10 protein-coding genes and 1 pseudogene are annotated in these 11,975 nt (G+C 71.4%); 8 read left to right on the top strand and 3 right to left on the bottom strand.

Annotation, left to right across the window (positions count from 1 at the left end; translation table 11 throughout):
• Positions 1 to 8: 8 nt before the first annotated feature.
• Both ACFYR0_RS25775 and ACFYR0_RS25770 read right to left on the bottom strand, forming a co-directional pair.
• Positions 9 to 3,008: a carbohydrate binding domain-containing protein gene (locus ACFYR0_RS25775; protein ID WP_389332637.1), complete on the bottom strand. Its 3,000-nt coding sequence runs from the start codon at positions 3,006 to 3,008 to the stop codon at positions 9 to 11.
• Positions 3,009 to 3,406: 398 nt separating this feature from the next.
• Positions 3,407 to 3,694: pseudogene (locus tag ACFYR0_RS25770) on the bottom strand (pyridoxal phosphate-dependent aminotransferase); the annotation flags it as partial.
• Between the two features lie 77 nt (positions 3,695 to 3,771).
• Here ACFYR0_RS25770 and ACFYR0_RS25765 point away from each other — a divergent pair.
• The 4 genes from ACFYR0_RS25765 (at position 3,772) to ACFYR0_RS25750 (ending at position 8,389) form a co-directional block, all read left to right on the top strand.
• The gene (locus ACFYR0_RS25765) at positions 3,772 to 4,887 is read left to right on the top strand and encodes a hypothetical protein (protein WP_389332554.1); all 1,116 of its coding nucleotides are present in this window, start codon (positions 3,772 to 3,774) and stop codon (positions 4,885 to 4,887) included.
• A 207-nt stretch (positions 4,888 to 5,094) separates the two neighbouring features.
• Positions 5,095 to 6,633 (top strand): polysaccharide lyase family 1 protein, encoded by a 1,539-nt coding sequence (locus ACFYR0_RS25760; RefSeq protein ID WP_389332552.1) that lies wholly within the window; start codon positions 5,095 to 5,097, stop codon positions 6,631 to 6,633.
• Positions 6,634 to 7,058: 425 nt separating this feature from the next.
• Positions 7,059 to 7,913: a helix-turn-helix domain-containing protein gene (locus tag ACFYR0_RS25755; RefSeq protein WP_389332549.1), complete on the top strand. Its 855-nt coding sequence runs from the start codon at positions 7,059 to 7,061 to the stop codon at positions 7,911 to 7,913.
• A gap of 107 nt (positions 7,914 to 8,020) precedes the next feature.
• Positions 8,021 to 8,389 (top strand): hypothetical protein, encoded by a 369-nt coding sequence (locus ACFYR0_RS25750; RefSeq protein ID WP_389332546.1) that lies wholly within the window; start codon positions 8,021 to 8,023, stop codon positions 8,387 to 8,389.
• A 67-nt stretch (positions 8,390 to 8,456) separates the two neighbouring features.
• Here ACFYR0_RS25750 and ACFYR0_RS25745 read toward each other — a convergent pair whose 3' ends face one another.
• Positions 8,457 to 8,972, bottom strand: a complete 516-nt coding sequence (locus tag ACFYR0_RS25745) for a GNAT family N-acetyltransferase (protein ID WP_389332543.1) — start codon at positions 8,970 to 8,972, stop codon at positions 8,457 to 8,459.
• Between ACFYR0_RS25745 and ACFYR0_RS25740 the strand changes: the two genes are divergently transcribed.
• From ACFYR0_RS25740 to ACFYR0_RS25725, 4 genes are read left to right on the top strand one after another with little or no spacing between them, the layout of a single operon-like run.
• Positions 8,971 to 9,561, top strand: coding sequence for a helix-turn-helix domain-containing protein (locus ACFYR0_RS25740; RefSeq protein ID WP_389332540.1), 591 nt, complete (start codon positions 8,971 to 8,973; stop codon positions 9,559 to 9,561). The genes ACFYR0_RS25745 and ACFYR0_RS25740 overlap by 2 nt on opposite strands.
• Positions 9,558 to 10,787, top strand: a complete 1,230-nt coding sequence (locus tag ACFYR0_RS25735; RefSeq protein ID WP_389332537.1) for an MFS transporter — start codon at positions 9,558 to 9,560, stop codon at positions 10,785 to 10,787. The genes ACFYR0_RS25740 and ACFYR0_RS25735 overlap by 4 nt, the downstream gene beginning before the upstream one ends.
• Positions 10,784 to 10,993 carry a hypothetical protein gene (locus ACFYR0_RS25730; RefSeq protein ID WP_389332534.1) on the top strand — a complete coding sequence of 70 codons (210 nt, stop codon included), beginning with the start codon at positions 10,784 to 10,786 and terminating at the stop codon, positions 10,991 to 10,993. Before ACFYR0_RS25735 ends, ACFYR0_RS25730 begins: the two co-directional genes overlap by 4 nt.
• Positions 10,990 to 11,790 (top strand): VOC family protein, encoded by an 801-nt coding sequence (locus tag ACFYR0_RS25725; RefSeq protein ID WP_389332531.1) that lies wholly within the window; start codon positions 10,990 to 10,992, stop codon positions 11,788 to 11,790. Before ACFYR0_RS25730 ends, ACFYR0_RS25725 begins: the two co-directional genes overlap by 4 nt.
• Positions 11,791 to 11,975: the final 185 nt, after the last annotated feature.

The raw sequence follows: 11,975 nt of genomic DNA, 5'->3' as shown, positions 1-11,975 counted from the left end.
GCCGGACACTACTTCAGGTACGGCCCGTCCGTGCCGATCTTGCCGGGCGCCGCGTTGGCGCCGCCGAGGTCGAGCACGTAGACACGCAGGTTGCCCTTGCCGGAGGCGGGGGCGCTCAGGGTGCCGTTGGTGACGGTGACGGTCTGGCCGGTCACGGCCTCCTTGTAGGTGCCGTTGAGGACACCGGAGAAGGTGGCGCCGTTGCCGACGGAGACCAGGGCGTAGCTGTCGACACCGTTCGCGGTGTACCGGCGCTTGAAGGCCATGTCACCGCTCACGCCCTCGGTGGAGTACTGGCCCATCTGCAGTGCGGGAATCGCGCGGCGGATCTGGTTGAGCCGCTGCACGTGCCTGACCAGGGGCTGCTGGAGCGTGGTGGCCACGGCTCCACCGGCGCTGGTGACCTTGGAGAAGTCGCTCGCGGTGACCTCGCCGGCGATCTTGTCGCCGTAGTAGGCCCGGCCCGTGCCCGCCAGCGGGCAGCTGGGGCCGCAGTCGATCTGCTTGCCGGCCTGGAACTCGGTCTCCGAGCCGTAGTACAGGGTGGGGATGCCGCGGAAGGTCCACATCAGGGACATGTTCTCGGCCCAGGCGTCGGTGCCGCCGCTGTAGCGCGTGTTCGACTTGTTGGGGCCGTAGTCGTGGCTGTCGACGTAGACGACGTTGTAGGTGGCGTCGTTGGTGGCGTCGTCGGAGTCCCTGCCGTTGTTAAAGGCGTTGGACGCGTAGCCGAAGTTGTTGTGCATCCGCATGTCGATGATGTTCATGCCGCTGAACCGGCTGTGGTCCGGGGTGTGGTAGCTGTTGCCGTTCAGGAAGGCGTTGGACGACGTGGGCTGCCCGGCCGGGCCGAGGTTCTGCTCGTGGTTGTACTGGTCGAGCGCCGCCTGTACGTCGTCGGAGGTGTACTCCCGGCTCTCCTTCCAGGTGAAGAACTGCGCGGAGTGGTTCACCGAGCCGTGGTTCCACTTGTCGTTGACGAAGGCCGCGACCTCGCCGAAGACGAAGAAGTCCTTCGCCTTGTCGGCGCCGTGGGAGCGGGTCACCCGGTCGAAGATCGCGGGCAGGAAGCGGCGGTTCCAGGTGACGCGGGGCACGTGTACGGCGGTGTCGACGCGGAAGCCGTCCACGCCCATGTCGATGTACTTGTCGTAGGCGCCGATCAGGTAGTTCTGCACCTCGGCGTTCTCGGTGTTGAAGTCGGCCAGGTCCTCGTGCAGCCAGCAGGAACGGGAGTCCTCGCCCTCCCAGTTGCCGAGCCAGCACTGGTGGTAGTACTTCGACGGGAACATCCTGGAGGTGGGGCTCGGCCACTGGCAGTTGTAGAGGGTGTAGCCCTCGGCACTCCTGCCGCCGGTCGGCTTGCCCCAGTTGAGGCAGGTGTTGCCGCTGGGCTCGGCCGTGGACCACAGATCGCCGTTGTAGTACGACTTGCCCGAGACGGGGTCGACGGTCAGGCCGTCGTACTCGAAGCCGGAGTTGGGCGCGTCGTAGTACCAGCTCCACTGGGAGTCGCGCACCCCGTAGACGGTGGGTGTGAACAGGCCCTTGGCGCCCCAGCGGGAGGAGTGGTTGTAGACCACGTCCTGGTAGATCTTCATGCCCTTGGCGTGGGCCGCGTCGATCAGGTCCTGGTAGGAGGCGCCGGCGGACTCCAGACGCGGGTCGACCTTGTAGAAGTCGTAGCCGTGGTAGCCGTGGTAGTCGTAGTCGGAGCGGTTGAGCACGACCGGGGTGATCCAGATCGCGGAGAAGCCGAGGCCCTTGATGTAGTCGAGCTTCTGGACCAGGCCCTTGAAGTCGCCCCGGAACATGGGGTCGTTGCCCGCGGCGTTGCCGGACTTGGTGTGCTGGCTGCCGCCGCGGTTGTTGGAGCTGTCACCGTCGTTGAAGCGGGCCGTCATCACGAAGTAGATGGGGTCCTTGCGGGGGTCGCCGCCGAGCGGGCTGCCGGAGGGGGCGGGCGGCGGGGTGTCGCCGGTGGTGGCGCACCGGGAGTCGCTCGGGCCGGACAGGTTGCCGGCCGCGTCGCGGGCCTTCACGGTCCAGCAGTACCGGGTGTTGGCCTCCAGGCCGCTCTGCGACTCGACGGTGGAGCTCGTGTCGGTCACCGAGGTGCCGCGGGTGCCTCCGGTGCGGGTGACCTGGTAGCCGGTGACGCCGATGTCGTCGCCGGCGGCGTTCCAGGTGACCACGGCGGAGGTGCCGGTGACGCTCGCGCCCACGCCCGTGGGCGCCGTCGGCGCGGTGGTGTCGGGATCCGTGGTGACACAGGGGTCGGTCGTGCTCGCGGTGATCACACGGTCCTTGACTCGTGTATTGCCCTGTGCGAGCCGGTAGTTGACGCCGTTGTTGTTGTCCCAGACGCCGTTGCCGTTGTTGAAGGTCGCCTGCCAGGTGGTGGCGGTGCCCAGGTCCACGGTCTTCTTCACCCAGCCGGTGCAGGCGGCTTCCATGCCGGCCCCGGGGACGGTGGTCCAACTGCCGCCGGTGGGCGCCCAGTGCAGGTTGACGGTGGGCCAGGCGACGTTCGTGGTCGAGTACCAGACGGTCGCCGCGTTGCCCTGCGGGGGCTCGGTCGAGCCGCACGGGTCGCTGTGGGCGACGACGCCGTCCTTCACGGTCACCGTGCCGGTACCGAGGCGGTAGTTGGCGCCGTTGTTGTTGTCCCAGGTGCCCGACCCGTTGTTGAAGGTCGCCTGCCAGGTGGTGGCCGTGCCGAGGTCGACGGTCAGCGAGACCCAGTCGGTGCAGGCGGCGGTCATCCGGGTGCCGGGGACGGTCGTCCAGCTGCCGCCGTCCGGGGCCCAGTGCAGGTTGTACGCCGGCCAGTTCCGGGTCGGCGTGTAGTAGTACACGGTCGCGGTGTCGGCCGCGGTCGTGGCGGCGGCCGCCGGGGCGGCGGGCAGTGCGGGGAGCAGGGCGGCGAACAGTCCCAGTAGCGCGGCGACCAGGGCAGCGGGCAGGAGTGAGCGCTTTCTTCGGGGCGGGAGCGGGGGGCGGTGGATGGACACGGCGGCTCCTGAAGGCAGGCAGGGGAAACTCCGGCGTCCGCCCGGGGACGCCGTGAGCTGAAAAGGCTTGCTGAATCTTGCCGAAAAGTAGTGCAAGAAATTGAGCCGGTAAAGGGTTGTCGCAGAATCAACGACGCTGGGGCGCCGCGTCGCGGGAGCGGGGACGCGCTCGGCCAACCCTGTTGGTGAGAACGGGTGTTGAGGGCGCGCGAAAGCGCTCCGGCGCGACTCGGAGTGCGACGCGGGGGCAGGTCCGCGCCCCCACGAGGGCGACTGAAACGCGATCAGCGCGCCGGCCCCGGGGGCGGGTGAGGTGCGTAAGGAGGCGATCCGCCGGGCCTCGGCCGGGGCACATGCGAACGGAGACGAGCCGCCCGGACACAGCCGGGGGGACGAAACACGGCGAGCCCGTCCCACTCCCACCGCTTCCTGGCGAACTCCCCCAGCGCCGCCGCGTACTCCGCGCCGCCGACCGGATATCCGGTGTCCCCCAGCGCGACCGCTTCGGTGGTCGCCCGCGCGACGGGCTCGGCGAGCGGCACGTCCGTCTCCGCGCCCCACAGCGGGAGTACGTCGTCCGGGTAGGTCCGCCATTTCACGCTCGTACGGCGTCGCAACCGGTCCAGGGGCAGCACACGCAGCGGGTTCACGGAGGCCGGGGCGTCCCGAGGAGTGTCCATGGAACTCAACCTAAGCGAACGCCAGTTCACCGCACTCCTGTCCAACCGCCCCGCCGAGGCCGATACGCTGCCCCTCCGTGAGTGGAATCGATCTTGTCAACGGCACCGTCGGCGCGCTGCTGGGCATCCTGTGCACGACGCTGCTCCAACAGCCCCTCCAGGACGCCTGGTCCAGGTTCAGACGACGGTCCGCGACCCGGGTGCGCAGCCTGACGTACCGGCAGGGCGACTCGGGGGCGGCCTCCTGGTCGACCTTCGCGATCGGGCCGTTGCAGACGCCCGCTTTGGTGGTCGAGGGCGACGGGGTGCACGGCATCGCGCCGGAGACCGTCCGGGTGCAGGTGCTGGAAGGCGAGGTCGCCCTCCCGGAGGACATGGTGCCGTGGCGGGCGGAGATCGAGGCCGAGGAGTGCGCGGCGCACTCGGCCGGAACCCGGGTGCGCGCCTGGAACGGCCCGCGCTACGCCGTGGAGGGTCTGGAGATCTCGCGGACGGCACTGGAGGAGGACGCGGACGTCACGCTGCGGCTGCGCCCCACCGACTACTTCACCTTTCTCGCGGCCCAGCAGCTCGACCGTCGGCTTCCGGACGGGACCACCCCGCGCGAGCGCTACCTCGACCCCGACCGGCCGCTGGAGGCTCCCGCCTTCCTCCAGTGCAGCTTCGGTGTGAACGTGGCCGTGGTGACAGCCGACCATCTGCTCGTCGTGAGCCGCCGGTCGGACAGCGTGCGCTCCGGCCCCGGCCTGTGGGGGTCCTCCGTGAACGAGGGCCTGTCCCGGCACATCGACTCGGCCGGGCGGGGCGCACCCGATCTGCACGAGGTGGCCCGGCGCGGTATGCGCGAGGAACTCTCCCTGGAACCGCACGAGTACGGTCTCACCCTGCTGGCCTTCGTCCTGGACGTGGGCCGCCGCCAGTGGAGCGCCCACTTCGCCGCGCACCTGAGGGAACTCACCGGCGACGCCCTGCGCTCCCGCGTCTCGCACGGCGTGGCCGACCGCTGGGAGCACCAGGGCATGGAGTACGTCCCCTTCCGCCCGGCGGACGTGGTCGACCTCCTGCTCCGCCCGGACCGACTGCACCGCTGGGCCCCGGTCACCCCCGCCCTGTTCCATCTGGCCCTGGTCCACACCCACGGACGGGGCGCGGTGGAACGCGCGGAGGCCAGGGCCGTACGCCGGACGCGCTGACACCAGGTCCCCGCCGACTCACCGACACGGGGCTCAGGTTCGGGCGAGGCAGCGTGACGTCCGAGCGAGCTCTTCGAGTTCATGTCGATGAACAGAAATCAAGTACACGTCTATTGACGTGTCCGAAACAAAGCCCCTACCTTCCGGAGCAAGCGCTTTCTATCCACGTGGACTTCCCCCTGCATGACGACGAATGGGCAGGCGAGAATGAGACGACCAGTCGCAGTGCGACTCCATGCGGCGCTGGCCACACTGGCCCTGGCCGCCGCGACCGGCGCGGTCCTGACGACGCACGAGGCGTCGGCGGCCACCGCCGGTGCCACCGGCTACGCGACCCAGAACGGCGGTACCACCGGCGGCGCGGGCGGCCAGACGGTCCGGGCCACCACCGGAACGGCGATCCACGCGGCCCTGTGCGGCCGCGCCAGCAGCAGCACCCCGATCGTCATCCAGGTCGAGGGAACCATCAACCACGCCAACACCAGCAAGGTCTCCGGCTCCAGCTGCAACACCGCCGACGGCGTGATCGAGCTCAAGCAGATCAGCAATGTCACGATCGTCGGGGTCGGCTCCGGTGCGGTCTTCGACCAACTGGGCATCCACATACGTGAGTCCCGCAACATCGTCATCCAGAACGTGACCGTGCGGAACGTCAAGAAGTCCGGCTCCCCCACGTCCAACGGCGGCGACGCCATCGGTATGGAGAGCGGCGTCCGCAACGTCTGGGTCGACCACACCACCCTGGAGGCCTCGGGCGGTGAATCGGAGGGCTACGACGGCCTGTTCGACATGAAGGACAACACCCAGTACGTGACCCTGTCCTACAGCGTCCTGCGCAACTCCGGGCGCGGCGGCCTCGTCGGGTCCAGCGAGAGCGACCTGGGCAACGGGTTCATCACGTACCACCACAACCTGTACCAGAACATCGACTCCCGCACGCCCCTGCTGCGCGGCGGCGTCTCCCACATCTACAACAACCACTACGTGAGCCTGAACGAGTCCGGCATCAACTCCCGTGCCGGCGCCCGCGCCAGGGTGGACAACAACTACTTCGAGGACTCCAAGGACGTCCTGGGCACGTTCTACACGGACGCGCTCGGCTACTGGCAGGTCGGCGGCAACGTCTACGACAACGTGACCTGGTCGAGGCCCGGCTCCGACAACCATCCGGCGGGCCCCTCCCCGCAGTCCAACACCACGGTCTCCGTCCCGTACGCGTACAGCCTGGACGCCGCCGACTGCGTCCCGTCCGTCGTGAGCAGGACGGCGGGGGCCGGAAAGGGACTGCTGGTCTCCGACGGCTCCTGCACGCCCCAGTCCCCCACACCGACGCCCACGCCCACCGGCCCCACGCCGACGCCGACCCCGACCCGGCCGTCGGGGACCAACCTCAGCATCGGCGCGGGCTCGGACGGCTCCAGCAAGGCCGACGGGACGAGCTACGGCAACGTCCGTGACGGCAGCCTCGCCACGTACTGGTCACCGGCCGGCACCACCGGCGCCGTCTCGATCAAGTGGGGCTCGCCCACCACGGTCTCCCGGATCGACATCCGCGAGGCGTCCGGTGCCACGGGTCGCATCGGCTCATGGAAGGTCGTCAACGCCGACACCGGCGCCGTGCTGAAGACCGGATCGGGCGCGGGCGTCATCAGCGTCCCGACCACCACTCTCAGCAAGATCACCTTCGAGATCACCGGCGCCTCCGGCACCCCGCGGGTCGCCGAGTACGAGACATACGCCGGGTAGCACCAGGGACGACCGGGCGGCCGCCGACCCCACGCCGCGCACGGCCGCCCGGTCAGGGGCATCGCCCGCACCGATCCGTACGTCCCGGCCGGCGCCGTCACCCGCACCAGGCCGTACGTCCCGGCCGGCGCCGTCACCCGCACCGGACCACGCCATGTTCCTCCCTCCGTACCCACGACACGGCACCGCTCCGGGGGCGCGGGGAACTGCGCAATCAGCCGACACCGACCCGCACTCGCGGAACTCGATCAGGCCCGTCCCCACCAGGGAACGGCGTCCGCGCGGCCTGCGGCGCCACCCGCCCCGGACCGTCCGCCCAGGCACGCTCCGGCTTGCTGTCTTCACGACGGCGAGCCGGGGCTAAGCTGTTTTAGTCCGTTTGTCCTGTGAGAGTGCCACCTCGTTTCTCCTGTGAGCGTGCCGCCATGACTCCCAGCACCGCACCGCCCACCCCGCTCGGCGACTTCCTCAAGGCCCACCGGGCCGCACTCACCCCCGCCGCCGTCGGACTGCCGGACACCGACGGCAGCCGGCCGGCCGACGGGCTCAGGCGCGAGGAGGTGGCGCAGCTGGCGTCGATCAGCCCCGAGTACTACACCCGCATCGAGCAGGGGCGCCGGCACGCGTCCGCCCCCGTACTGGACGTTCTCGCCGCCGCCCTGCGGCTCACCGACGCGGAACGCTCCCGCCTCCACGAGCTGGCCGGCCAGGAAGCGCCCCCCGGGGGCGGCCGGGCGTCGCAGACCGCGCAGCCCCAGTTGCGGCGGATCCTCGACGGGCTGACGACCCTCCCGGCGCTGGTGATGGGCCGGCGCATGGACATCCTGGCCTGGAACCCGCTCGGCGCCGCGCTGCTCGCCGACTTCTCCCTGCTCCCCGCGGAGCGGCGGAACTACGCGTGGCTGATGTTCCGCGACCCGGCCATGCGCGCCCTGCACCAGGACTTCGAGAACATCGGCGCCGTGTGCGTGGCCGTACTGCGCAGGGAGGCGGGACGCCGTCCCGAGGACCAGCGGCTGGCGGATCTGGTCGCCGAGCTCCGCGGGACGGACGAGGACTTCGACCGCTGGTGGGGCGAGCACAAGGTGGCCTCCGACAACGGGGGCTCCAAGCGGCTCAGGCACGCCGTCGTCGGCGACCTCACCCTCGACTGGGACGCTCTCACCTGCGCCCACGACCCGACGCAGCGGCTGGTCGTGTGGACCGCGGAGCCCGGCACCCAGTCCCACGACCGGCTGGCCACCCTGGCCGCGCTGACCGCGGACGCGCTCACCGACTGACCGCGGACCCGCGCACGGGCTGAAAACCGGTCCGCACCGACCGCTTCACGTCTCGCGCACCTGCGACTGCTCCCCCGCCCGACGGCCCGTCCGTAGACTCCTCAGGTATGTCGCGTCCTGTCGCCGCACCGACCGTCGTCCTGCTGCTCCTCGCCGCGCTGTCCGGCTGCGCCGGTGACCCGCCGGACGCCGCCCCGGCCTCCGGGAAGGAGGTCGAGGTGAACGGGTACGGCACCGAACTCCGCGAGGGAGAGCTGGTGTTCGCGGCCGAGTACACGATCCGCAACCCAGGCCCGGCCCCGGTCGAGTACCGGATCAGGTTCACCTTCGACGGCCCCGACTTCTCCGACTCGAAGTGGGTCACGCGTACGGTCCGGGCGGGCGGGTCCGCCGTCGGGGACGTGGCGACGCCGTGGCCGAAGCACCACGCGTCGCGCGAGGTGACGGTGGCGCAGGTGCTGGAGAACCCGCTCTGACCCGCCCGGGCAAGTCCCGCCCCGGGCGACGGGGGGGCATGTCCCCTTCCGCGGACCGGGGTTCAGGTCACAGCGGCAGTCGCATCAGCGTCAGGTCGAGCCAGCGGCCGAACTTGGTGCCGACCTCCGGGACGGTGCCGACGTGCCGGAAGCCGAAGCGCTCGTGGAGGCGGATCGAGGCGGTGTTCTCGGCCTCGATCCCGGCGATCACCACATGGTGGCCGGCCGCGCGCGCCGAGTCGACGAGAGCGGCCAGCAGCGCCGAGCCGACGCCGAGGCCGTGCCGGCCCTCACGGACGTAGACCGAGTCCTCGACGGTGTGCCGGTATCCGTCCAGCGCACGCCACGGGCCGTACACCGCGAAGCCGACCACCTCGCCCTCCGACTCCGCGACGAGCGCCGAGCCGCGCTCCAGGTGCGCCTTCAGCCAGACCTCCGCCTCGGCCGGTGACTGCGGGGTCCGCGTCCACAGCGCCGTGGAGTGCTCGACCGCGTGGTTGCGGATCGCGCGGATGGCCTCCCCGTCACCGGGGTGCGCCGGACGTACCTCCACCGCACACCTTCTCTCGTATATTGGAATCATGTCCAACATAGTAGATCCCCTGGTGGGGCAGATCGCCGCCCGCATCCGTGCCGAGCGGGAGCGCCGCGGCTGGACGCTGGCCCGGCTCGCCGACGCCTCGGGGGTCTCCCAGGCCATGATCAGCAGGATCGAGCGCGGCGAGAGCAGCCCCACGGCGGTCGTCCTGGGCAAACTGTCGGCCGCCTTCCAGCTCAGCGTGGCCTCGCTGCTGGCCCTGGCCGAGGGGCGTCCGCAGGAGGTGGCGGACCCGGTGGGCGTGCGGCGCCTGGGCGACGCTGCCGAGTGGCGCGACCCCGGCACCGGCTATCTGCGCCGCCAGATCAGCGGCCCCCGCTTCCCCGCGGAGATCGCCGAGATCCGGCTCCCGGCCGGCGCCGCCGTGCCGTACCCGGCCGCGGCCTTCGCCTTCGTACGGCAGGTGGTGTGGGTGCTCGACGGCCGGCTGACCTTCCACGACGGCGACACCATGCACGAACTCGACGCGGGCGACACCATCGAGCTCGGCGAGCCCGCGCCGCGCGTCTTCGCGAACACCTCCGACGCCGAGTGCCGTTACGTCGTCGTCCTCGCCCGGGGCGAGCGGCCGTGACGCGTCCCCTGACCGGTGGCGGCACCCTCCTGCTGGCGTTCGTCGCCGCCACGGCGATAGCGAACAACTACGCCCTCCAGCCCGCGCTCACCACCGTCGCCGCGGACCTCGGCGTCCCGCTCGCGGTGATCGGCCTGGTCCCCACCGCCGCGCTGGCGGGCTGCATGACCGGCTTCGCGCTGCTGCTCCCCCTCGCCGACCATGTGGCCCCGCGTCGTCTGGTCGCCGCCCAGCTCGTCGCCCTGGCCTCGGCCCTGGGACTCGCCTCGGCGGCCTCCGGACCGGCCGTGCTGCTGGCCGCCTATCTGCTGATCGGCGCGGCCGCCAGTGTCGCCGCCCAGGCCGGCAGCATCGCGGGCCGCCACGCGCCGGCCGGACGCCGGGGCCGGGGCGTCGCCGTGGTCGCCGCGGGGCTGTCCGCCGGGATCCTGCTCAGCCGCCTGGTCGGCGGGACGCTCGCCGACCTCCTCGGCTGGCGGCCGATGCTGCGGGTGTCCGCCGCCCTCGCGCTGGCCTGCGCGCTCGCGGCGGCCCTGCTCCTGCCCCGGGAACGCCCCGGCTCACGCACCGGCTACGGCGCCACCCTCGCCGCACTCCCGCCGCTGCTGCGCCGCCATCGCGAACTGCGGCGCGCGGTGGCCGCGGGCGGCCTCTGGTACGTCGCGTTCAACCTGGTCTGGGTCGCCCTCGCGCTCGCCCTCGCGCAGCCGCCGCACTCCCTCGGCCCCACGTCCATCGGCCTCTACAGCCTCGCCGGGCTCCTCGGCTTCGCCGCGCTGCCGCTCACCGGACGCCTCACCGACCGCCACGGCCCGGGCACGGTGATCACCGGGTCCCTGCTCGCGGCGGCCGCCGGCACGGCCGTCCTGGCCACCGGCCCGGACAGGCCCCTGGTCACCGCCGCCGGGCTCGCCCTGTTCGACGCGGGCTGCTTCGCCGCCCAGGCCGCCAACCAGAGCCGGGTCATCGCCCTCGACCCGGCGCGCTCCGGCAGCCTCAGCAGCGTCTACCTCGTCCTCTACTTCACGATCGGCGCACTCGGCACCGCCCTCGCGGCGCCCCTGCTGAACCTGCTCGGCTGGCACGGCACCGCCCTCGTCGCCCTCGCCGCGCTCCTGACGGCCACGGCGGTGGCCGGAACCCGCGCACCCCACCCGCCCGCCGACGGCCAACGCCCCGAAATTCGACGGCCCTTCGCGCACCGGCCGGACAACACGGGTTCGTGAACGACCTCCTGGAGGGCCTCGCCGCCAACCCGTCCCCGCCCACGCAACTCGTCGCCCGCCTGATCGCTCCCGCCGACGACGACGTCGACGACACCCTCGCAGGCCGACCGGACCTCGGCCGCGCCTTCCGGTCCATCGTGCCGTGCGGGCGCCTCGGCCCGGTGTCAGGCTGTGGTGGCAAGGACCTGCGAAGGGAATCGCCATGATCACGACCGACTACGTCCCCGGCTCGCCCTGCTTCCTCGACCTCGGCACCCCCGATGTGCCGGCCACGGCGGCCTTCTACTCCGCGGTGCTCGGCTGGGAGTACGAGCCCATGGAGGGCGGGGGCGAGGACATGGAAGGCGGGATGTTCCGCAAGGACGGCAAGATCGTCGCCGGGCTCGGCAAACTCACCGAGGAGGGGGCGCGCTCGGCCTGGATGATCTACTACAGCGTCGCCGACGCGGACGCCACGACGGAAGCCGTCACCAAGGCGGGCGGCACGGTGCGGGTGCCACCGATGGACCTGGAGGAGTGGGGCCGGATGGCGCAGTACAGCGACCCGCTCGGCGGCCAGTTCGCCGTCTGGCAGCCCGGTACCAGCAAGGGCGTGGAACTGGTCGACGCCCCGGGCTCGCTGTCCTGGACGGAGCTGTACACCACGGACGCGGAGGGCGCGAAGAAGTTCTACGGCGACGTCCTCGGCTGGTGGTACAGCGACATGGAACTGCCGGGCGGCGCGGGCGCGTACTCCATGATCACCCCGGCCGGGCAGCCGGAGGAGCGGATGCACGGCGGGGTGATGGGCATGACCGCGGAGGATCTGGCCCTCAACGGCGGCAAGCCCTACTGGCACCCGGTGTTCAACGTCGACGACTGCGACGCGGCGGTCGCCAGGGTCGTCGCGGGCGGCGGCAGTACGCAGATGGGTCCGGCGGACTTCGAGGGCGTCGGACGGCTCGCCGTCTGCCTCGACCCGTCGAACGCGGACTTCGTGCTGCTGAAGCCGACCGCCGGCTGAGTGGTACTCGGGCGATTCGAGCCGGGGCCTCGCGCACACCGGGCCCGTCGGGCGCGCAGGGCCCGGAAATGACGAAGGCAAGAAGCGCACACGCTCCTTGCCACTCTCAAGTTATAGCGCGTGGGGGGCCTTGCGGCAAGGCCCCGCTCATGCCGCAGAATCTCCGGGCCGAAGCCCGGACCTGC

Origin of the sequence: Streptomyces sp. NPDC005017 (assembly GCF_042873115.1) — a bacterium.
Taxonomy (GTDB): Bacteria; Actinomycetota; Actinomycetes; order Streptomycetales; family Streptomycetaceae; genus Streptomyces.
The sequence above is the reverse complement of the archived record's forward strand: the minus strand, read 5'-3'. Positions and strand labels throughout refer to the sequence as shown.